At 75.4% G+C, this 20,795-nt stretch carries 18 protein-coding genes; 10 read left to right on the top strand and 8 right to left on the bottom strand.

Going from position 1 to position 20,795, the window contains the following annotated elements:
- Positions 1 to 41 precede the first annotated feature (41 nt).
- Together ABD994_RS28260 and mycP are read right to left on the bottom strand one after the other, a co-directional pair.
- On the bottom strand, positions 42 to 899 hold the full coding sequence (locus ABD994_RS28260) for a nitrilase-related carbon-nitrogen hydrolase (protein WP_345423884.1): 858 nt from the start codon (positions 897 to 899) through the stop codon (positions 42 to 44).
- Positions 900 to 971: 72 nt separating this feature from the next.
- Positions 972 to 2,363, bottom strand: a complete 1,392-nt coding sequence (gene mycP / locus ABD994_RS28255; protein ID WP_345423881.1) for a type VII secretion-associated serine protease mycosin — start codon at positions 2,361 to 2,363, stop codon at positions 972 to 974.
- Positions 2,364 to 2,536: 173 nt separating this feature from the next.
- Here mycP and ABD994_RS28250 point away from each other — a divergent pair, with 173 nt between their 5' ends.
- From ABD994_RS28250 to ABD994_RS28235, 4 genes are all read left to right on the top strand, one after another.
- Positions 2,537 to 4,201: an NAD(P)/FAD-dependent oxidoreductase gene (locus ABD994_RS28250; RefSeq protein WP_345423878.1), complete on the top strand. Its 1,665-nt coding sequence runs from the start codon at positions 2,537 to 2,539 to the stop codon at positions 4,199 to 4,201.
- A complete protein-coding gene (locus ABD994_RS28245; protein ID WP_345423875.1) occupies positions 4,198 to 5,682 on the top strand; it encodes an ATP-binding protein in 1,485 nt (494 codons plus the stop codon). The genes ABD994_RS28250 and ABD994_RS28245 overlap by 4 nt, the downstream gene beginning before the upstream one ends.
- 72 nt (positions 5,683 to 5,754) lie before the next feature.
- The gene (gene asnB, locus ABD994_RS28240) at positions 5,755 to 7,662 is read left to right on the top strand and encodes an asparagine synthase (glutamine-hydrolyzing) (RefSeq protein ID WP_345423872.1); all 1,908 of its coding nucleotides are present in this window, start codon (positions 5,755 to 5,757) and stop codon (positions 7,660 to 7,662) included.
- 614 nt (positions 7,663 to 8,276) lie between these two features.
- Positions 8,277 to 9,533, top strand: coding sequence for a DUF445 domain-containing protein (locus ABD994_RS28235; protein ID WP_345423911.1), 1,257 nt, complete (start codon positions 8,277 to 8,279; stop codon positions 9,531 to 9,533).
- 4 nt (positions 9,534 to 9,537) lie between these two features.
- Here ABD994_RS28235 and ABD994_RS28230 read toward each other — a convergent pair whose 3' ends face one another.
- Both ABD994_RS28230 and ABD994_RS28225 read right to left on the bottom strand, forming a co-directional pair.
- Entirely contained in the window at positions 9,538 to 9,888 is a 351-nt protein-coding gene (locus ABD994_RS28230; RefSeq protein WP_345423869.1) for a fluoride efflux transporter FluC, read from the bottom strand.
- Positions 9,885 to 10,340, bottom strand: coding sequence for a fluoride efflux transporter FluC (locus tag ABD994_RS28225; protein ID WP_345423866.1), 456 nt, complete (start codon positions 10,338 to 10,340; stop codon positions 9,885 to 9,887). The genes ABD994_RS28230 and ABD994_RS28225 overlap by 4 nt, the downstream gene beginning before the upstream one ends.
- A gap of 129 nt (positions 10,341 to 10,469) precedes the next feature.
- Between ABD994_RS28225 and ABD994_RS28220 the strand changes: the two genes are divergently transcribed.
- The 4 genes from ABD994_RS28220 to ABD994_RS28205 all read left to right on the top strand — a co-directional run bounded on the left by ABD994_RS28220 (position 10,470) and on the right by ABD994_RS28205 (position 12,731).
- A complete protein-coding gene (locus tag ABD994_RS28220; RefSeq protein WP_345423863.1) occupies positions 10,470 to 10,925 on the top strand; it encodes a helix-turn-helix domain-containing protein in 456 nt (151 codons plus the stop codon).
- 79 nt (positions 10,926 to 11,004) lie between these two features.
- Entirely contained in the window at positions 11,005 to 11,727 is a 723-nt protein-coding gene (locus ABD994_RS28215) for a hypothetical protein (RefSeq protein WP_345423860.1), read from the top strand.
- A gap of 141 nt (positions 11,728 to 11,868) precedes the next feature.
- The gene (locus ABD994_RS28210; RefSeq protein ID WP_345423857.1) at positions 11,869 to 12,168 is read left to right on the top strand and encodes a DUF2516 family protein; all 300 of its coding nucleotides are present in this window, start codon (positions 11,869 to 11,871) and stop codon (positions 12,166 to 12,168) included.
- A complete protein-coding gene (locus ABD994_RS28205) occupies positions 12,165 to 12,731 on the top strand; it encodes a YbaK/EbsC family protein (protein ID WP_345423854.1) in 567 nt (188 codons plus the stop codon). Before ABD994_RS28210 ends, ABD994_RS28205 begins: the two co-directional genes overlap by 4 nt.
- Here the strand turns inward: ABD994_RS28205 and ABD994_RS28200 are convergent, their stop codons facing one another.
- Positions 12,732 to 14,210, bottom strand: a complete 1,479-nt coding sequence (locus ABD994_RS28200) for a hypothetical protein (protein WP_345423851.1) — start codon at positions 14,208 to 14,210, stop codon at positions 12,732 to 12,734.
- A gap of 189 nt (positions 14,211 to 14,399) precedes the next feature.
- Here ABD994_RS28200 and ABD994_RS28195 point away from each other — a divergent pair, with 189 nt between their 5' ends.
- Positions 14,400 to 15,365, top strand: a complete 966-nt coding sequence (locus ABD994_RS28195) for a pirin family protein (protein WP_345423848.1) — start codon at positions 14,400 to 14,402, stop codon at positions 15,363 to 15,365.
- A gap of 14 nt (positions 15,366 to 15,379) precedes the next feature.
- Here the strand turns inward: ABD994_RS28195 and purU are convergent, their stop codons facing one another.
- Together purU and ABD994_RS28185 are read right to left on the bottom strand one after the other, a co-directional pair.
- Entirely contained in the window at positions 15,380 to 16,288 is a 909-nt protein-coding gene (gene purU / locus ABD994_RS28190; protein WP_345423845.1) for a formyltetrahydrofolate deformylase, read from the bottom strand.
- Complete coding sequence (locus ABD994_RS28185; protein WP_345423842.1) at positions 16,285 to 16,785, bottom strand: DUF2505 domain-containing protein; 501 nt, start codon at positions 16,783 to 16,785, stop codon at positions 16,285 to 16,287. The genes purU and ABD994_RS28185 overlap by 4 nt, the downstream gene beginning before the upstream one ends.
- Before the next feature lie 25 nt (positions 16,786 to 16,810).
- Here ABD994_RS28185 and ABD994_RS28180 point away from each other — a divergent pair, with 25 nt between their 5' ends.
- A complete protein-coding gene (locus tag ABD994_RS28180) occupies positions 16,811 to 17,938 on the top strand; it encodes a UDP-N-acetylmuramate dehydrogenase (RefSeq protein ID WP_345423839.1) in 1,128 nt (375 codons plus the stop codon).
- Between the two features lie 6 nt (positions 17,939 to 17,944).
- Here the strand turns inward: ABD994_RS28180 and ABD994_RS28175 are convergent.
- On the bottom strand, positions 17,945 to 20,795 hold a 2,851-nt coding region (locus tag ABD994_RS28175; protein WP_345423836.1), incomplete at its 5' end, for an FtsW/RodA/SpoVE family cell cycle protein.

Here is a 20,795-nt window from a genome sequence, read left to right as displayed (position 1 = left end):
GTCCGAAAGCCGACGTCGTCCGACGCAGCGCGGTCGCCCGGCTACAGGTCGCCACCCTCCTCGAGCAGCCGGTCGATCTCGCGCCGCAGCAGGCCCAGCCGGGCCTCGCGCACGAGCGGGATGTCGCGCCGGCGGCGCCGGACGTCGGCGAGGTCGATGTCGATCGTGCAGCTCTCCTCGGCCTCGGGACCCTCGCCGCACTCGCCGACGACCTCGCCCCACGGGTCGACGACGTGGCTGCCGCCCCAGAAGGTCAGGCCGCCCTCGACGCCGACGCGGTTCACGAACACGACGAAGAGCTGGTAGATGCGGCCGTAGAACGTCGTGATGTTGCGCCAGTACTCCTTGGAGTCGTAGCGCTCGGGCGACATCGACTGCGCCGAGTTGGCCGGCACGAGCAGCAGGTGCGCCCCGTCCTGGGTGGAGAGGAACGCGACCTGGGGCTGCCAGGCGTCGTTGCAGATCAGCGTGGCCGCGCGGTGGCGCCCGCCGCGCACCCCGTAGGCCCGCGAGTGCTGCCCGGGCAGGAAGTGCTTGCGCTCCTCGAACGTCGAGTACGTCGGCAGGTAGAGCTTGCGGTGGGTGTGGACGAGGTGACCGTCCTCGTAGTAGCTGGCGCTGTTGTAGGTGTGCAGGCCGTGGCCGCCGGCCTCGGGGTAGCCGAGCAGCACGCCGGCGCCCCCGGCCCGCTGCGAGATGCGCAGCAGGCGCGGGTCGTCCGGCGCCAGTGACAGGTCCTGGGGCACCTCGCCGATCTGGTAGCCCGACAGCGACAGTTCGGGGAAGACGACGAGGTCGGAGTCGGTCTCGACCGCCTCGGCGACGACGCGCTCGGCCCGCTTGAGGTTGCCGTCGAGGTCGCCCAGCGTGGCGTCGGTCTGCGCGAGCGTGATGCGCACTGAGGGCTCCTCGGGGTCGGCGCCGCGGACGGCGTCGGGGACGGTTCCACCGGCGCGCGGCCGCGTGACTCCTCAGCGCGACCGGCGGGACCGGCGCGCGACGAGGACGACGAGACCGGCTCCCCCCAGCAGCGCCATTGCCCCCGCGGACCCGATCAGCGCCACCGTGCGCGATCCGGAGTGTGCATCCCGGCCGTCGGTCAGGTCGACCCGACCCGCCCCCGCGGGCGACACGGACGCGGGGCCCGACCCGGTGAACTCGTCCGGGCGGACGTCGGCGACCGCCGAGACGGGGTCGACGGTGCCGGCGCCGACCGCGTCGTCGTGCCTCCCGCCGATCGCCGAGACCCCGCCGGGCCGGTCGGCCGACGCCGTCACGCGGGCCATCACCTGCCGGGCGTCGAGGCCGGGGTAGCGGGCCCGCACGAGCGCGACCACGCCGCTGACGTACGGCGCGGCGAAGCTGGTGCCCTCGATCGGGACCGCCCCGCCGGCGCCGATGGGGGCGATCCGGTCGACGACGCCGGGGCCGGTCGGGTCGAGCGAGACGATCTCCGAGCCCGGCGCCGACAGCGACACCCACGGGCCGCGCAGGCTCTGCGGCGCGGGGAGCCCGTCGCGGCGCGTGTAGCCGACGGACAGGACGTCGTCGCCGAACCACGCGGGCGCCACGACCTGGCCCGTGCTCTGCCCGTCCGGGCCCTGGGTGCACGCGCCGGAGCCGGCGTTCCCCGCCGCCGCCACGACCACGACGTCCGCGTCGACGGCGGCGCGCACGGCGGCCCGCAGCGGGGCCAGGCCCTGGCCGGCCGCGTCCGCCGGTACGCAGGCGGCCTCGGAGATGTTGACGACGGTCGCGCCCAGGCGGACCGCCCGCAGGACCGCCTCGGCGAGGGTGTCCACGTTCCCGCCGCCGTCGGTCGCCGTGCCGCCGGGCGCGGTGCTGCTCACCGTCGCGCTCGACTGGCGGATCGAGAGCACGCGGGCGTCCGGGGCGACGCCGACGAAGCCGGTCGCCGGGTCGGGCGCCGCGGCGATGATGCCGGCGACGAGCGTGCCGTGGCCGTCGCAGTCGGTCAGCCCGCCCGCGGTGCCGACGAAGTCGCCGCCGTCGACGAGGCGCCCGGCGAGCCGCGGGTGCCTGCTGACCCCGGTGTCGATCACCGCGACGGTCTGCCCCGCGCCGCGGGTGAAGCGCCACGCGTCGGTGAAGCGCAGGCGCTGCTGGGCCCACGGCGCCGCGGCCACGACCGCCCCCGGATCGGCCGACGTCACGCACGCCACCCGCGGGCGGACCCCGGGCAGGGGGTGCGGCTCGGGGTCGAGCGCCGCGAGGGCGGTCGGATCCGGCGCGGGCGGGACGGGAGCGGCGGCCGGGGCGGCGGGGGCCGCGGCGGCGTAGCGCGCGGCGAGGTCGGCGAGGACCGCCGCGGCGGCGAGCGCCCGTCCGAGGATCTCCCGCACGGGCGGATCGTAGGGCGCGCGGCGGCGCGGCCGGGGGCGTTCCGGGGAAACGGTGACTCCGGGAGCACGGGCGACGACGCTGCGTCGAGCCGCGGCGCGGGGGACGGTTCGCCCTCGGCGGAGTGACCATCTGCATCGATCGAGAAGTCGCGTCGAGGGCCTAGGCTCGTCGTGTGACCCGACCGGTGATCCTGACCGTGGACGACGACCCCGGGGTGTCCCGCGCCGTCGCCCGCGACCTGCGCCGCGAGTACGGCGAGCACCACCGCATCGTCCGCGCGGAGTCCGGGCCCGCCGCGCTCGACGCCCTGCGCGAGATCGCCCTGCGGGGCGAGCAGGTCGCGGTGATCCTCGCCGACCAGCGCATGCCGCGGATGACCGGCGTCGAGTTCCTCGAGCAGGCGATGGACCTGTTCCCCCGCGCGCGGCGGGTGCTGCTCACCGCGTACGCCGACACCGACGCCGCGATCACCGCGATCAACGTCGTCGACCTCGACCACTACCTGCTCAAGCCGTGGGACCCGCCGGAGGAGAAGCTCTACCCGGTGGTCGACGGCCTGCTGGCCGCCTGGCGCGACGCCCCGGACCGGCCGGCGGCCGCGATCCGCATCGTCGGGCACCGCTGGTCGGCGCGCTCCTACGAGCTGCGCGACCTCGTGGCCCGCAACCAGCTCTCCTACGACTTCTACCGGGTCGACGAGCCCGAGGGTGCGCGGCTGCTCGAGGCCGCGGGTGCCGACCCCGAGAAGCTGCCGGTGGTGATCACCGAGGACGGCACCGCGCTCGTCGAGCCCACCGACGCCCAGGTGGTCGAGGCGGCCGGGCTCTCGACCACGGCGTCCACCGACGTCTACGACCTCGTGGTGGTCGGCGGCGGCCCGGCCGGGCTCGGGGCGAGCGTCTACGGCGGGTCCGAGGGGCTGCGCACCGTGCTCGTCGAGTCGCGGGCCACGGGCGGCCAGGCCGGCACGTCGAGCCGCATCGAGAACTACCTGGGCTTCCCCAACGGGGTCTCCGGCGACCAGCTGACCACGCGGGCGCGGCTGCAGGCCGAGAAGTTCGGCACCGAGGTCATCACCACCCGCACCGTCACCGCGCTCGAGCCCAAGGGTCGGGCCCGAGTCGTGCGGTTCGACGACGGCTCGGAGATCACCGCGCACGCGGTGGTGCTGGCCACCGGCGTCTCCTACCGGATGCTCGACTCGCCGGGCCTCGAGGAGCACACGGGGCAGGGCGTCTTCTACGGCGCCGCGGCCACCGAGGCCTCGTCGTGCGCCGCGCAGGACGTCTACGTAGTGGGCGGCGCGAACTCGGCGGGCCAGGCGGCGATGAACTTCTCGCGCCACGCCCGCAAGGTCACGATGCTGGTGCGCGGGCCGTCGCTGACGGCCTCGATGTCGCACTACCTCATCGAGCAGATCGACGCGAACCCGAAGATCGAGGTGCGCACCTGCACCGAGGTGGTCGCCGCCGAGGGCACCGATCACCTCGAGAAGCTGACACTGCGCGACAGGAACTCGGGTGCGGAGGAGACCGTCGAGGCCTCCTGGCTCTTCGTGTTCATCGGTGCCGCCCCGCGCACCGACTGGCTGGACGGGGTGGTGGCCCGCGACGGCCGCGGCTTCGTCCTCACCGGCCCCGACATCCCGGCCTCGCCGGAGGGACGGCGGCCGACGGGATGGGATCCGGACCGGGATCCGTTCCACCTGGAGACCTCCGTGCCCGGGGTGTTCGCCGTCGGCGACGTCCGGGCCGAGTCGGTCAAGCGCGTCGCGTCCGCGGTCGGTGAGGGCGCGATGGCGGTGAGCCTGGTGCACCGATGGTTGGAGAACGGATGACCACCACCGAGCAGGTGCCGGAGAAGATGACCCCGGAGCAGCTGCGCGAGCTGTTCCTGTTCGAGAAGCTCGACGACGAGCAGCTCGGCTGGGTCGCCGAGCACGGCGACGTCGTGTCGTTCTCCGCGGGCGAGACGGTGTGCCGTGAGGGCGAGCCGGCGACCTGCTTCTGGGTGCTGCTGTCCGGCGAGCTGGCGATGCTGCAGACGATGCGCGGCGACGAGGTCGAGACGACCCGGACGTCGCAGCGCGGCTCCTACGGCGGGTCGACCCAGGCCTACATCCCGGACGCCGAGCAGGTCTACAAGCACTCGCTGCGGGCCACGAAGGACGCGACGTTCCTCGCGCTGCCGGCCGCCGAGTGGGCCGACGCGCTGCGGACGTGGTTCCCGCTGCCGATCCACCTGCTCGAGGGCCTCGTCGTCGGCATGCGCCGGACCTCGACGATCCAGAGCGAGCGGGAGCGCCTGCTCGCGCTGGGGTCGCTGTCCGCCGGCCTGACCCACGAGCTCAACAACCCCGCCGCCGCGGCGCAGCGCGCCACCGAGTCGCTGCGCAGCCGGGTCGCCGGCATGCGCCACAAGCTCGGCCTGCTCGCCTGCGGCAAGCTCGACGGCCCGACCGTCGCACAGCTGGTGGAGCTGCAGGAGGACGCGGTCAGCCGCGCCGAGACCGCGCCGGAGCTCTCCGCGCTCGAGGCGTCGGACGCCGAGGACGAGCTCGGCGACTGGCTCGACGAGCGCGGCGTCGGCGGTGCCTGGGACCTCGCCCCGGTGCTGGTCGCCGGCGGCCTCGACGCCGAGTGGCTGGACAAGGTCGAGCGCACGGTGCCGGAGGGCTCGGTCGAGGCGGCGGTGCGCTGGATCGCCTACGCGGTCGAGACCGAGACGCTCATGGGCGAGATCACCGACGCCACCAACCGGATCTCGAACCTCGTCGGCGCGGCCCGCCAGTACTCCCAGCTCGACCGGGCGCCGTTCCAGGAGGTCGACCTGCGCGACCTGCTGAAGTCGACGATGGTGATGATGAGCCGGAAGTTCGAGGGCATCCAGGTCGTCAAGGAGCTGGACCCGGACCTGCCGAAGATCCCGGCGTACGCCGCGGAGCTCAACCAGGTGTGGACCAACATCATCGACAACGCGGTCGGCGCCATGCACGCCCACGGCGACGGCACCGGGACGCTGACCATCCGCACCCGGCGCGACGGGCCGCACGCCATCGTCGAGATCGGTGACACCGGCCCCGGCATCCCCGAGGACGTGCGCCCGCGCATCTTCGAGCCGTTCTTCACGACCAAGGACGTCGGCGAGGGCACCGGGCTCGGCCTGGACATCTCGTGGCGCATCGTCGTCAAGAAGCACCACGGCGACATCCGCGTGCACACCGGACCCGGCGGCACGACCTTCGAGGTCTGCCTGCCGCTCGAGGGGCCGACCCGCGAGGGGTCCGAGGAGCCGGAGGACGAGACCGCCGGGGTGTGACCCATAGATAGTTACGCGAGCTAACTATGGGGGCACTCCCACCTCGTCACCGACGACGAGGAGGTCGTGCCGATGTGTGGCATCGCGGGAGGCGTCGACCTGGCGCGCGGGATGGACCGCGCCGAGGTCGCCCCGATGGTCGAGACGATGAGCTGCCGCGGCCCGGACGACGAGGGCCTGTGGCTCTCCCCGGGGCTCTCCGACGACACCGGCCGCGCCCGCGCGGCGCTCGGCCACCGCCGGCTCGCGGTGGTCGACGTGCCGGGCGGGACGCAGCCCATGACCCTGGAGGTCCAGGGCCGGACCGTCCTGACGCTGGTGTTCTCCGGCGAGGTCTACAACTTCCGCGAGCTGCGCGCCGAGCTCGAGGGCCGTGGGCACGCGTTCCGCACGCTCTCCGACACCGAGGTCGTGCTCGTGGGCTGGCTCGAGTGGGGCGCCGGCGTCGTCGAGCGCCTCAACGGGATGTTCGCCTTCGCGCTCTGGGACGACCGCTCCGAGGAGCTCTACCTGGTGCGCGACCGCATGGGCGTCAAGCCGCTCTACTGGTACCCGACGCCCGACGGCGCGCTGTTCGGGTCGGAGCCCAAGGCGATCCTGGCCCACCCGCGCGCCGAGGCCGTGCTCGACCTCGACGGCCTGCGCGAGCTGCTCGCCCACGTCAAGACGCCGGGCCACGGCATCTACCGCGGCATGTTCGAGGTGCGGCCGGGCTCCTGGGTGCGCGTGCGCCGCGAGGGCAGCGACGTGCACCGCTACTGGCAGCTCGAGGCCCTGGAGCACACCGACGACCGGGACACGACCGTCGCCCACGTGCGCGAGCTCCTCGACGACATCGTCGACCGCCAGCTCATCGCCGACGTCCCGCTCTGCGCGCTGCTCTCGGGCGGCCTGGACTCGTCGGCCATCACCGCGCTCGCCGCGCAGAAGCTCCGGGCGCAGGACGCCGGCCCGGTCCGGTCGTTCTCGGTCGACTTCGTCGGCTACGAGGACTCGTTCACCGCCGATCCGATGCGCGACACCCCGGACGGCCCCTACGTCCGCGAGCTCGCCGAGCACGTGGCCGCCGACCACACCGCCATCACGCTGTCCAACGACGACCTGACCGACCCGGACGCCCGCGCGGCGGTGCTGCGGGCGCGCGACGTGCCGGTGTCGATCGGCGACATGGACACCTCGCTCTACCTGCTGTTCAAGGCCATCCGCGGGCACTCGACGGTCGCGCTGTCCGGCGAGTCGGCCGACGAGGTCTTCGGCGGTTACCGCTGGTTCCACGACGCGGACGCGGTGAATGCGGACACCTTCCCGTGGATGGCCGCCACGCGGATGGGCCCGCTGGACCAGTCGACCAGTCACTTCACCCCGGAGCTGCGCGAGCGTCTCCACCTGCAGGACTACGTGGACGCCTCGTACCGCGACGCGTTGGCGGAGGTGCCGCACCTCGACGGGGACGCAGCGAAGCGGAGCTCGACCACGAAAGGCAGCGTGAGCGCGCACGAGCGGCGGATGCGGGAGGTCTGCTACCTGCACCTGACGCGGTTCGTGCAGATCCTGCTCGACCGCAAGGACCGCATGAGCATGGCGAGCGGGCTGGAGGTGCGCGTGCCGTTCTGCGACCACCGGCTCGTGCAGTACGTCTTCAACACGCCGTGGGCGCTCAAGACGTTCGACGGGCGGGAGAAGAGCCTGCTGCGGGCGGCGTCGCGCGACCTGCTGCCCTCGTCGATCGTCGACCGCGTCAAGAGCCCGTACCCGTCCACGCAGGACCCGGGCTACGAGAAGGCGCTGCGGGACTCGATCGCCGAGCTCGTCGCCGACCGCGACGCCCCGGTCCGCGACGTCGTCGACCTCGACGCGTTGCGGGCGGCGATCGACGCGCCCCAGGACGGCCCGAGCATCGACACCGACCGCGCGACGCTCGAGTCGGTCCTGCAGATGGACGCCTGGATGCGCCGCTACCGCCCGACGCTCGCGCTGTAGGGGACGCCGTGAGGGGCGTCCCCCGGTCACCGTGGGGCAGCACGGCGACCGGGGGACGCGAGACCCCGTGCGGCCGGGCGCGGTCGGTCGCACGGGGGACCGGGTCGTCCCGCGGGACGGCTCGGGTGTTCGGCGGGTGCGTCGCGGCCCCCGTCCGTGCGGGGTGACCGGCGGCCGTGACGGCCGCGCGACGACTCCGGCGCGAACGACGGCGACAACGGCACCAGTTCAACGAGCGAACCGGCCCGAGCGATACGCACTCTCGTTGTCGTGCCCCCGATTCGCGCCGGACGGTCGTCCGGTTCACCGAAGAGGGTGACGTCGGTGGCGTGACCTCCGTCTCAGGCGCTGCTCGGACCGGCCCCGCGGCCGGCCCGTGCCGAGGGGTCCCGCGCCGCGGCGGTGGGACACTGGAGGACGTGCAGACCGCCCAGGGCCCGGACCGCGGCACCGGCAGCGGGCCGAGCGACCATCCGGCCGATCCACCCACCGAGCCGGTCGGACCACCGATCGTCGCTGCCCGGACCACCGGCGGCGACGACCGTACCGACCGGACCGCCCCGGACGACAGTCCCCGCTCGCGGTGGGGGCAGCGCGGCACCGGCGTCGCCGACATGGTCGGCTTCACCGACGACCCCGAGAAGCGCACCCGCCTGCGGCGGATGAAGGCGGTGGCGCTGTCGTTCCTCTTCGGGGCCGCGGTCGTCTGGATCGTCTTCCTGCTGTGGGAGCGCAACGGGGGCCCCGCCTTCACCGGGTACGTGCGGGCCGCCGCCGAGGCCGGGATGGTCGGCGGGCTCGCCGACTGGTTCGCCGTCACGGCGCTGTTCCGGCACCCATTGGGCATCAAGATCCCGCACACGGCGCTGATCCCGCGCAAGAAGGACCAGCTCGGCGCGAGCCTGTCGGGCTTCGTGGGCGACAACTTCCTCGCCCCGTCCGTGGTCGCCGGCAAGCTGCGGGCGGCCGGGATTTCGGCGCGGGTCGGCGGCTGGCTGTGCGCGCCGGGCAACGCCGAGCGCGTCACCGGCGAGCTCGCGACGGTGGTGCGCGGCGCGGTCACGGTGCTGCGCGACGACGAGATCCAGGCCGTGGTCGACCAGGCGGTCACGCGCCGCGTCGTCGCCCAGCCCTGGGGGCCGCCGCTGGGTCGCCTGCTCGCCGGGGTGCTCGCCGACGGGTCGCACCGCCGGCTCGTGGACCTCATCTGCGACCGGGCCTACGACTGGGTGCGGCTCAACCACGAGACGGTCATGGCCCTGGTCAGCAAGCAGGCGCCGAGCTGGTCGCCCCGCTTCGTCGACGGACTCATCGCCGACCGCCTCTACGCCGAGGCGCTGTCGTTCGCGTGGGCGGTGAAGTCCGACCAGGACCACCCGCTGCGCAAGGCCATCGACCGCTTCCTCGTCTCCTTCGCGGGCGACCTGCAGGACGACCCGGAGACCGGCGAGCGCGTCGAGGTCATCAAGCGCCAGCTGCTCGAGCACCCCGACGTGCAGGCCCTCATCTCGCGGGCATGGGCCACCGGCAAGGCGATGCTCCTCGACGCCGCCGAGGACCCGTCGTCGCAGCTGCGGCTGCGGGTGACCGACGGCGTGGCGCGCTTCGGGGAGCGCCTCGACACCGACGCCGAGCTCCGCGACAAGATCGACGGCTGGATCGTCGACGCCGCGAGCTACGTCGTCGGGCGCTACTCCGGCGAGATCAGCACCCTGATCTCCGACACCGTCGAGCGCTGGGACGGCGACGAGGCCTCGCGCAAGATCGAGCTGCAGGTCGGGCGCGACCTCCAGTTCATCCGCATCAACGGCACCATCGTCGGCGCCCTGGCCGGCCTGGTGATCTACACGGTGGGCGAGCTGCTGGTCTGAGCCGTCACGCGAGCGCGAACCCGAGCCCGGCGGCGCCGAGCCCGGCGAGCACGGAGGCGAGGACGTCGAGCACGGCGAAGGAGCGCGTCCCGTCCTCGGTGAGGCGGACCACGTCGTAGGCGAGCGTCGACCACGTCGAGAGGCTCCCGCAGAAGCCGATGCCGACGAGCGCGGCCACGGCGTGCGGCGCCGGCCCGCCGACGACGAGGCCGAGCACGAACGAGGCGACGACGTTGACGACGAACGTGCCCCACGGGAAGCCGGTCCCGTGGACCGACTGCACCCACCGGTCGGTCACGTAGCGCGCGGGTGCCCCGACCGCGGCGCCGAGGACGACGAGCAGGAACGTGGTCACCGGACCGCCGCGCGTCCGAAGGCCGCCCGTCGTGTCGCCGCCACGCCGAGGGCGCACGCCCCGACGGCGCCGACCACCGTCGCCGCGAGGTAGGCCAGGGCCGTCGCTCGGTGCCCACCGGCCAGCAGGGACTGGGTGTCGGTGGCGAACGTCGAGAAGGTCGTGAACCCGCCGAGCACGCCGACGGCGAGGAACGGGCGCACCAGCGGGTGGGCGTCGGTCACCTCGGTGACCACCACGACGAGGACGCCCATGAGCAGGGAGCCGAGCACGTTGATGCCGACCGTGGCCCAGGGGAACGTGCCGGCGGGGGCGGGGAGCGCCAGGCCGACCCCCCACCGGGCCAGCGCGCCCAGGACGCCGCCGACGGCGACGACGGCCACGGCCCGCCCCTGTCCGCGCACCACGGGCAGCCGGGGCGGGGGCGCCTCGTCGGGGGTCCCTTCCGTCATCGGCGCAAACGTAGTCCGTGACTCGATCCGGTGTGCGATAGGCCACCTGACCAGCGCTAGCGTCGTGCTTGCACCAGCTAGCACCCGTGCTAACGTGGGTGTCAGCGAGTTCGGGAGGAGGTGGTTCCGATGGCTACCGACGGCGTCGACAAGATCGGCCAGGCCGTCGAGGACATCGGGGCCTACATCCGCCGGCAGCGCGAGGGCGCGGAGGTCTCCCTCCGTCAGCTCGCCAAGGTCGCGGGGATCAGCAACCCCTACCTGAGCCAGATCGAGCGCGGGCTGCGCAAGCCGTCCGCCGAGATCCTGGCCCAGATCGCGACCGGCCTGCGGATCTCCGCCGAGGCGCTGTACGTCCGTGCCGGGATCCTCGAGCCACGGGAGTACTCGCCGGTGCTGGACGCCCTGGCGGCCGATCCGGACCTGTCCGAGCGCCAGAAGCAGGTGCTCGCCGACATCTACGCATCGTTCCGTCGCGGCAACGTCACCGACACGACCGTCGCGAAGGTCGCCGAAGAGGTCGCCGCCGACCTCGCGGAGGCCCGTCCCGCCGGCAGCGCCGCCACCGGACGGCACGACAGCTAGTCAGAGCCAGTCAGAGCCCGTCGGAGCTGGTCAGCACCAGCACCAGCACGACCCACCGACCCCTGGAGTGGAGACCACCATGCCTGTCACCTTCCCCACCAAGTTCGACGTCCGTGAGGCCCGGGACCAGGCCAACAAGGTCGTCTCGGACGCCATCGACCCGCTCCGCCAGCCGGCCCTCGCCGTGCTCGGCCTGGGTGACGCGGCCGTCGCCACCGCGCGCGACGCCGTCGCCCGCGTCCAGGCCGGCGCCACCGAGGTGCAGGCCCGCGTGGAGGACCTCCCGGCCGAGCTGCAGGAGCTGCGCTCCAAGCTGACCGCCGAGGACTTCCGCCGCCTGGTCGACAGCTACCTGGCCGCCGTCCGCAGCGTCTACACCGACCTGATCAAGCGCGGCGAGGTCACGTACCACGGCATCAAGGCCCAGCCGCAGGTCAAGCAGGCGCTCGACACGGTCGACCAGGTCGGGAGCGAGCTCGAGAGCCGCCTCGAGGACGCCGTCGAGGGCTTCCGCGTCCGCGGCGAGGCCGGCCTGGCCGAGGTCACCAAGCAGACCCGCTCGGTCGGCGAGCGCGCCGCCCGCGCGACCCAGCGCTTCAGCGCCGAGGCCGCAGAGGCCGTGGCCGAGGCCGGCTCGGAGCTGTCCGCGGAGATCAAGGAGGCGGGTGACGAGGTCGCCTCGGAGACCCGCAGCGCCACCCGCAAGGCCGCCGCGCGCACCGCGCCGAACAAGCAGGGCCCGAAGAACGCCCCGAAGTCGGCGGCCACCACCGGTGGCGCCAAGAAGGCCCCGAAGGCCTGATCGGGAACGCTGCTCGACGCACGCACGGCCCCGGGACGCTCCCCGTCCCGGGGCCGTCGTGTGCGCGGGATGTGTCCGTCGTGTCCTGTTCGGGGAGCGCGTGCCTGTCGCGGCGCTCCGCCGGGCACGTACCCTGACCGTGTGTCGGTGCTCTACAACCTCGACTTCTACGTGCTGAGCCTGTTGTGGCTGCTCGGGATCCCGGTGGGCCTGTACGCCTTCGTGCACGCCCTCATGCAGCGCTCCGACGCGTTCACCGCCGCCGACAAGCTCACCAAGCCGGTCTGGTGCGCCATCACCGGCGTCGGGCTGGCGATCCTCGCGATCTCGACCACGGGGCCCTACAGCTTCCTGTGGCTGATCGGCATCATCGCGGTGCTCATCTACATCGTCGACGTGCGGCCGCGGGTCGTGGAGATCCAGCAGGGCCCGCGCTGGTGAGCGCGCCGGCCGACGCCGTCCGCGCCGTCGCCGGCACCCTCGAGGTCGGTCCCGCCCTGGACCGGCCCGAGCTGCTGGCCGACCCGGTCGCCGCGGCGCTGCGCGCGCTGCCGGCCGACCTCGCCGCCGGCTGCCTCGTCGCGGCCATCGACCCCGGGCTCGCCGACACCGCCGCGTTCTGCGAGGCCTACGGCTCGCCGCTGGAGGCCTCGGCCAACTGCGTCGTCGTGGCCGGGTCCCGCTCCGGGGAGCGTCGCCACGCCGGCTGCGTCGTGCTGGCCACCACCCGCGCCGACGTCAACGGCACCGTGCGGCGGCGCCTCGACGTGCGCAAGGCGTCGTTCCTGGCGATGGACGAGGCGGTCGCGCTGACCGGCATGGCCTACGGCGGCATCACCCCGTTCGGCCTGCCCGCCGGCTGGCCGGTGCTCGTGGACGCCGCCGCGCTCGCCGCGCCCGCCGTCGTGGTCGGCAGCGGCCTGCGCGAGAGCAAGCTGGTGGTGCCGGGCGCCGCCCTCGGCGCGCTGCCGTCGGCCGAGGGCGTCGAGGGTCTCGGCCGCTGACTAGCGTCCGCCGTCCACCCGGGCGTTCCACAGCGCGGTGCCCTGCGCCCCGGGCGAGTTGTAGATCGGGTTCGCGGCGGTCGTGGGGAACACCTGGTTCGAGCCCGGCCCCGAGCGGAACGGGTGCCGCGCCACCTCGTTGCCGTCGAGCGTGACGATGATCGTGCCGCTCGTGGGCACCGTCCCGGAGTTGACGAGACGCACCGAGATCGTGCACGTCGGGGTGTTGCAGACGCCCTCCAGGCCCTCGAGGGAGATGGCCAGGGTCGGCCGCTCGGTGAGCGCCACCAGCCAGCTCTTCATCGTCGGCACCTGCCCGACCAGCCCCGGCAGCGTGCCGAGCACCGCCGGGTCCGCGCGGTGGACGGTGACCGGGGCCGCGTGGCCCGTGGCGAACCCGGGCATGTCGACCGCCGCGAGCGTGGGCGGGTCGTCCGCGTCCTGGACGTCGAGGCGGGTCTCGCCCGCGGAGAACACCCGGGTCTCCCGGCCCTCGACGACGGCCGTGTCGTCGGCCTCGGTCAGCCCGGCGGCCGGGAGGCGCCCGGCCAGCTCGCCGGGCGCGGTCGCCCAGGTCTCGAGGCCCTCGGGCAGCTGGGTGCCGGCGTCCCGGAGCCAGACGCCGTCGATGCGCTCGACGAACTCGGGGCGGCTCGCGAACTGACCCCACCAGGCCCGGTCGCCGCGCACGGCCTGCTGGGTGGGGGTCAGGACGAACTCGGCGCGGCCGCCCGAGTCGCGGACGACGGTGCCGGTCGCGTTGCCGGCGCGGTCGACGGTCATCGTCACCGTGGCGGGGCCCTCGGCGCCGCCGGTGGTCCGGCCGGAGTAGGTGGCGCCCTCCCAGCTCCGCATGTCGGTCGCGACGGCCTCCACGGTGTCCTGCGGCGAGCTGGGCCGGGTCGCGACGAGGACGACCGTCGCGAGCAGCAGGACGAGCACGACGGCGACCGCGATCCCGATCCACAGGCCGCGGCGCCGCCGCGGCGGCGGTGACTGGCCGGCCGGCGGCGCCCACATCGGGCCGGTGCCGGGACCACCGGGACCGCCCGGCCCGCCCGGCCCGTACGCGCCGGGCCACGGACCCGTCGGCGGGCCCCAGGGGCCGGGTCCGCCGGCGACGGGCGGCGTCCCGAACGCCGGGCCGAACGCGGGACCCGGGGGCACGGGCCCCGTGCCCGGTCCCGGCGCCCAGGGGCCCGGGCCGGCGAACGGGCCCGGCGCGTACGGCTGGGACTCGGGCCGCCACGGCGCCGCCGCCGGCGGCACGTCCACCCGCTGCGTCTGCCCGGCCGGGGCGCCACCCGCCGCGGCCGTGGGGTGCACCGTCGTGGCCCCGGCGTCGGGGGAGGGGGACGACGGCTCGTCGCCGTCGGCCGTGGCGGGGGTCGGGTCGGGGGTCGGATCGGTGGTCCCGGTCGCGTCGTCGGGTCGCGTCGCGTCCGCCGGCTCGCCGCGCCCGTCGTGCTCCCCGGCCATGGCCGCCTCCCCCGTCGGTCCGGTCCGGGGCGACCCCCGCTGCGGCACGGTAACCCGTTCGAGGGGCTCAGAGGGGACGTTCGGCGCACCGGTACCCGACCGGACAGCGTCGGGAGGGATCGGGAATCGCGCGGCGGCGTGTGCCGTTGGCCGCTGTACATTGAAGGTTCAACGAATCGAGGAGCCACGATGCCCGCGCTGACGGTCGCCGACCTCACGGTCCTGCCCCGCATCCCCGAGCCGGACGGTCCCCGCGTCGGGGTGACGGAGCGGGGCGTCCGCTCCGTGGCCACCGCGCCGCAGGGCTACGAGGGCGAGGGCTTCCCGGTGCGGCGGGCGTTCGCCGGCGTCGATCTGGCGCTGCTCGACCCGTTCATCCACATGGACCAGATGGGCGAGGTGGAGTACGCGCCGGGCGAGCCCAAGGGCACGGCGTGGCACCCGCACCGCGGCTTCGAGACCGTCACCTACATCGTCGACGGCACCTTCGAGCACGCCGACAACCACGGTGGCGGCGGGTCGATCACCAACGGCGACACGCAGTGGATGACCGCGGGCGGCGGGGTCCTGCACATCGAGCGCCCGCCGGAGGCGCTCGTCGCGTCGGGCGGGTTGTTCCACGGCCTGCAGCTGTGGGTCAACCTGCCGCGGGCGCAGAAGTGGGCGCAGCCCCGCTACCAGGACCTGCGCTCGGGCCAGGCCGCCCTGCTGACCTCCGCGGACGCGGGGACGCTGGTGCGGGTCATCGCCGGCGAGGTCGCGGGCCACACCGGCCCCGGGTCGACCTACACCCCGATGACGATGGCGCACGCCTCCCTCGAGCCCGGCGCGCAGCTGCACCTGCCGTGGGACGCCCAGCAGAACGCGCTGCTCTACGTGCTGTCCGGCGACGGCACCGTGGGCGCCGAGCGCCGCCCGGTGCGCACCGGCCAGCTCGTGGTGTTCGGGCCGGGGTCGTCGCTGCGCGTCGCGGCCGACGCCGGCCAGGAGGGTCGTCACCCGAAGCTGGAGGTCGTGCTGCTGGGCGGGCGCCCGATCCGCGAGCCCGTCGCCTGGGGCGGGCCGTTCGTCATGAACACCCAGCAGGAGGTCCGCGAGGCGATGGTCGACTTCCACGCCGGACGCCTGGGGTCGATCCCCGCCGAGCGGGTGTAGCCGGCAGAACGCCCCTACCGGAACACGACCGTGCGGCCCGCGTGCACCTGCACGCGGTCCTCGAGGTGGGCGCGCAGCCCGCGCGCCAGCACCAGCTTCTCGACGTCGCGGCCCCGGCGGACCATGTCCTCCGGGGTGTCGGCGTGGTCGATGCGGATGACGTCCTGCTCGATGATCGGGCCGGCGTCGAGGTCGGCGGTGACGTAGTGGCAGGTCGCGCCGACCAGCTTGACCCCGCGGGCGTGCGCCTGGTGGTACGGCCGCGCGCCCATGAACGAGGGCAGGAAGCTGTGGTGGATGTTGATCGCCCGGCCGGCCCAGCGGTCGCACAGCGCCGGCGTGAGCACCTGCATGAACCGCGCGAGCACGATCGCCGCCGGGTCGTGCTCGTCGACCAGCGCCGCCACCTGCGCGAACGCGGCGTCGCGGCCGGTGCGCGCCTCGTCGTCCTGCGCGCGGGCGGGGAACGGCACGTGGTGGAACGGGACACCGTGGGCGGCGGCGATCGGGCGCAGCACCTCGTGGTTGCCGACGACGGCGCGCACGTCCATGTCGAGCTCGCCGCCCCACACGCGTCCGAGCAGGTCGTGCAGGCAGTGCGACTCCCTGCTGACGAGGATCACGACCCGCGGGCTCTCGGCGGTGTCGCGCACGTGCCAGCGGACGGGCTCGCCGCCGGGCACCTCGAGCTCGGCGGCGACCTGGCCGACCACCGCGCGCAGCACGTCGGCGCCGCCCGGAACCGACGCGGAGTCGACGACCTGGCGCGTGACGAACCAGCCGGCGTCCACGTCGGCGTGGTAGGCGGCCTCGGTGATCGAGGCGCCGATCGCGGCCAGCCGGCCGGTGATGGCGGCGACGATGCCGGTGCGGTCGGGGCAGCTCAGCGTGATGACGAGCCGGCGGCCGGACGGCACGCTCATCGCTGCGCGAGGCGCCGGCGGGTGAACTCGTCCTCGGCGTCGAGCAGGCCGCCCACCTGGTCGGTGACGATGCCCTCGATGCGCCCGCCGACCATCGGCACGGTCACCGACGCCTCGCCGTCGACCTGCGTGACCGAGCCGCCGCCGGTGTCGGTGAGGGTCTGGGTGCCCGAGAGCCGGCCGGGCAGCCCGCGCACGGTGACCTCGAACGTCCCGTCGTAGCCGCCGCCGTCGCGCGGTCGCCAGGTCTCGACGCGGTCGAGCACCAGGTCGTCGCCGGTGAAGCGGCGGATGACCGACGGGAGGAACTCGACGGGCACCGAGTGCCGGAAGCGCAGCCGCGCCCCGGAGTCGTCGACGGCGTGCTCGAGCAGGGCGGGGTCGTTGCCGCCGAGCTCCTTGAGCCGCCGGTCGAGGTGGTCGGCGTCGACCAGCAGGGCGTACACGTCCTCGGCGGGCGCGTCCCAGTCGGCGCGGTGGGCGATGCGGGTGGCCACGGGCGGGAGGTTACCGTCGGATGTCGTGACAGCCCGCCCGACCACGGGGAGCACGCCGGTCCCCTCCGCCCGCGCCGCCGGCCTGCCCGCGGAGGACACCCTGCTCGCCCCGCACACCACGCTCGGCCTGGGCGGGCCGGCCCGGCGCCTCGTGCACGCGACGACCGCCGACGAGGTGGTCGCCGCGGCCCGCGCCGCCGACGGGTCGGGCGAGCCGTTGCTGCTGGTCGGGGGCGGGTCGAACCTCGTCGTCGGCGACGCCGGCTTCCCCGGCACGGCGCTGCTCGTCGACCACCGGGGCCACCACGTCGTCGCCCGCGACCCGGGCAGCGTCGTGGTCCACGTCGAGGCCGGCACCGACTGGGACGCGCTCGTGGCCGACACCGTCGCCGAGGGACTGGGCGGGCTGGAGTGCCTCTCGGGCATCCCGGGGCGCACCGGCGCGACACCGGTGCAGAACGTCGGCGCGTACGGCGTCGAGGTCGCCGACGTGCTCGTCGACGTCGACCTCTACGCCCGCCGCACGGGCCGGCGCGGCTCCGTCCCGGCCGCCGACCTCGACCTCGGGTACCGCACCAGCCGCCTCAAGGGCGACCGCAACGTCGACGGCGAGATCGTGCTGGCGGTGCGCTTCCGCCTCACCACCGACGGGCTCTCGGCCCCGGTCCGCTACGCCGAGCTCGCCCGCGCCCTCGGCGTGGAGCCCGGGTCGCGGGTGCCGGTCGCGGCGGCCCGCGAGGCCGTGCTGGCCCTGCGCCGGGGCAAGGGCATGGTCATCGACCCGGACGACGCCGATTCCCGCAGCGCCGGCTCGTTCTTCACCAACCCCGTCGTCGACCCGGCCACGGCCGCCCGGGTCGCGGCGCGCACCGAGGCCTGCGGCCAGCTCCCCGTCACGGCGTGGCCGCAGCCCGACGGGCGGGTCAAGCTCTCCGCGGCCGCGCTCATCGAGCGCGCCGGCGTGCCCCGCGGGTACCCCGGCGAGGGCGCCCCGGCCCGCGTGTCCACCAAGCACACGCTGGCGCTGACCCACCGCGGCGGCGGCACCACCGACGACCTGCTCGCGCTGGCCCGCGACGTCCGCGACCGGGTCGAGGACGCGTTCGGCCTGGTCCTCGAGCCCGAGCCGGTGCTGGTCTCCTGCTCCCTGTAGGACGCCTCACGGCGAGGCGGCGGCGCCGTAGCCGCGCATGACGTCGGCCACGACGCCCGCGGTGCGGGAGCTGCCGGCGTCCGGCCGCTGCGCGAGGGCCGTCACGACGAGCGCGGGGTTCCCGGCCGGGGCGACGGCCGTCATCCAGTCGTCCACCCCGCCGCCGGGGACCGACGGGTCCTCGGCGGTCCCGGACTTCGCCCCGACCGGCACGCCCACGTCCCGCAGCGCGGCGCCGGTCCCCGAGGTGACGACGGCCCGCATCCCGTCCCGGACCGGACCGAGCCGGTCGGCGAAGGGCAGCGGCACCGGCGCGGGGTGGGGGAGGGCGACGGCGTCCGGACCGGAGCCCACGGCCAGGCCCAGGTGGGGCGTCGCCAGGGCCCCGGTGGCCACCGCGGCCGTCCACCGCGCGTCCTGCAGCGGCGTGACCTGGATCGGGCCCTGCCCGATGCCGAGGATGACCGTGGAGCCCGGGTACCAGGTCCCGCCGTCGGCCGTGACGCCCGCCGGCGTGCCGAGGTAGCCGCCGCTCTCGCCGGGCAGGTCGATCCCCGTCGGGGAGCCGACGCCGAGCGCGTGGGCCGTCTCGATCATTCGATCGGGCCCCAGGGCGAGGGCGAGCTGGTAGAAGTACACGTCGTTCGACCAGGCGAGGGCGTCGACGAGGTCCTGCGCCGGCAGCGGCTTCCAGTTGCCGAACGTGTGGCCGCCGTAGGTGAACGCGCCGCCGCCGGGGAGCTGCCGGTCGGGCGGCACGACCCCGTGGGCCATGTTCGACGCCGCGTTGACGAGCTTGAACGTCGAGCCCGGCGGGACGGCCGAGGCGATCGCGTGGTCGATCATCGGGCTGCCGGGGGCCGACGACGCCGCCTCGAGCGCGGCCGCGTCGATCGGCGGGCCGTAGAGCCCGTCGTCGTGGCTCGGCCAGCTCGCCAGCGCGAGGACCGCCCCGTCGCGGGGGTCCATGGCCACCGCGGCCCCGACCGCGCCCCGGGGGCTGCCGGCGAGCGAGCCGGCGACGCCGGCGACGAGGCGCTGCTGCAGCGGCAGGTCGAGGGTCGTCGTCAACGTCGCGCCGGACACCGGGGGCCGCCAGGAGCCGGCCGCGACCGGCCGGCCCGCGGGGTCGACCCAGTAGCACCGCTGCCCCGGGACGCCCCGCAGGACCGCGTCGTAGGACTGCTCGAGGCCGGCGCGCCCCGTGGTGCCCCGCGGGTCGAGGTCGGGATGGCGGGCCGCCTCGGCCGGCGTCACCGCCCCGACCCAGCCGAGGACCGGCGCGAGGACCGGGCCGGTGGGGTAGCTGCGGCGGGCGGCCGGGACCACCACGACCCCGGGCAGCGCCGCGGCGTCGACGGCGTCGCCGACCGGGCCGGCCACCGTGCCCGCGTCGAGGTCGACCGTGGTCGCCGGTGCGGGGTCGACGAGCGCGTGCAGCGCCGCGGGCGGGCGCCCGAGCAGGCCCGCGAGGCGGTCCACCCCGGCGGGGTCGCCGCGCAGCAGGGCCGGTGCGACGCGGACGCGCCGGTCGCCCGCGTCCGCGGCGAGCACGGTCCCGTGCCGGTCGACGACCGCGCCCCGCGGCGCGGGCACCGTGACGCACCGGGTCATCTGGTCGACGCCGGCGGCCCGGGCGACCGGGTCGCGGACGATGCCGGTCCCGACCACGGCGAACGCGACCAGGACCGCGGTGACGGCCACCGCGGCGGCCCGCACGAGGCGCGGGCGCCCGGTCGAGGCCGGCGCCCACAGGCGTCGCCGGGCGCCGTCGCGCCGGCCGCCGAGGACGAGCCCGAGCGCGGCCAGGTGCACGACCGTGGCGCTGCCGCCCGCGGACAGGATCGGGAACGGGACGCCCGCGACGGGCAGCAGGCCCAGGTTCCCGCCGGTCGAGACGACGAGCTCCACGCCGAGCAGCAGGCCGAACCCGGCGCACAGCAGCCGCCCGGCGGCGCTGCGGGGCTCCCGCGCCCCGACGACGCACCGCCACACGATGACCAGCCCGGCCACCACGGCGAGGGCCGCGGCCAGCGCACCCCAGCCCGAGGCCAGCGAGGCGAGGGCCAGGTCGGTCTCGCGCTCGGGCAGGTAGTCCGCGGCGAGCGCGTGCACGGGGTCCGTGCGGGCGCCCCACCAGCCGCCGGCGGCGATCGCGAGGCGGGCCTGGCGGACCGCCCACCCCGGCCCGTCGGCGGACTGCGAGCCGGTCAGGTAGGTGCCGAGGCGCGCCAGCTGGTAGTCGTGCAGGAGACCCAGGGCCAGCGGGGCCGCCACGGCGGCGGCCGCGAGCACGGGCAGCAGGTGGCGGGCCGGGACGCGGGCGACGACCAGCACCGCGACGGCCGTGACGGTGAGCAGGGTGGCCGTCGAGAGGTCGGGCTGGAGCGTGACGAGGACGATCGGCAGCCCGGCCAGGGGGAGGGCGAGCGCGAACCGCCGCCAGCCGGGGCGTGACCGCCCGAGGACGGCGGCGAGGACCAGCGGCACGGCGAGCTTCGCGAGCTCGGAGGGCTGCAGGGTGAACGTGCCGCTGCCCAACCACCGGCGCGCGCCGTTGACCTCGAGACCGACGGCGACCACCGCGACCAGCAGCGCGAGCGTGGTGCCGTAGACCGCCCAGGCCAGCGCGGGCGTCACCGGGCGTCGGCGGGCGGCGAGCACGAGCAGCAGGGCCAGCCCGAGGCCGCCGGTCGCGAGCTTCAGCAGCGCCGCGCCGTCCTCGCCGGCGGCCGCGAGGTTCGCCGCGCCGAGCAGCACGAGGACGACCGCGGCGAGCACCGCGTCGGCGTCGGCGACGGCCGCCCGGCGGGGCTCCGCGCCGTCCTCGACGCGGGCCCGCTCCCGCTCGCGGCGA

Origin of the sequence: Actinomycetospora chlora, from assembly GCF_039542135.1 — a bacterium.
Lineage (GTDB): Bacteria > Actinomycetota > Actinomycetes > Mycobacteriales > Pseudonocardiaceae > Actinomycetospora > Actinomycetospora chlora.
The sequence above is the reverse complement of the archived record's forward strand: the minus strand, read 5'-3'. Positions and strand labels throughout refer to the sequence as shown.

What these genes read in the sequence shown, in the direction of transcription:
- ABD994_RS28215 (WP_345423860.1), top strand. Translation starts at nt 11,005, where the DNA reads ATGCCTGTCACCTTCCCCACCAAGTTCGACGTCCGTGAGGCCCGGGAC.
- ABD994_RS28245 (WP_345423875.1), top strand. Translation starts at nt 4,198, where the DNA reads ATGACCACCACCGAGCAGGTGCCGGAGAAGATGACCCCGGAGCAGCTG.
- asnB (WP_345423872.1), top strand. Translation starts at nt 5,755, where the DNA reads ATGTGTGGCATCGCGGGAGGCGTCGACCTGGCGCGCGGGATGGACCGC.
- ABD994_RS28195 (WP_345423848.1), top strand. Translation starts at nt 14,400, where the DNA reads ATGCCCGCGCTGACGGTCGCCGACCTCACGGTCCTGCCCCGCATCCCC.
- ABD994_RS28235 (WP_345423911.1), top strand. Translation starts at nt 8,277, where the DNA reads ATGGTCGGCTTCACCGACGACCCCGAGAAGCGCACCCGCCTGCGGCGG.
- ABD994_RS28200 (WP_345423851.1), bottom strand. Translation starts at nt 14,210, where the DNA reads ATGGCCGGGGAGCACGACGGGCGCGGCGAGCCGGCGGACGCGACGCGA.
- purU (WP_345423845.1), bottom strand. Translation starts at nt 16,288, where the DNA reads ATGAGCGTGCCGTCCGGCCGCCGGCTCGTCATCACGCTGAGCTGCCCC.
- ABD994_RS28225 (WP_345423866.1), bottom strand. Translation starts at nt 10,340, where the DNA reads ATGACGGAAGGGACCCCCGACGAGGCGCCCCCGCCCCGGCTGCCCGTG.
- ABD994_RS28220 (WP_345423863.1), top strand. Translation starts at nt 10,470, where the DNA reads ATGGCTACCGACGGCGTCGACAAGATCGGCCAGGCCGTCGAGGACATC.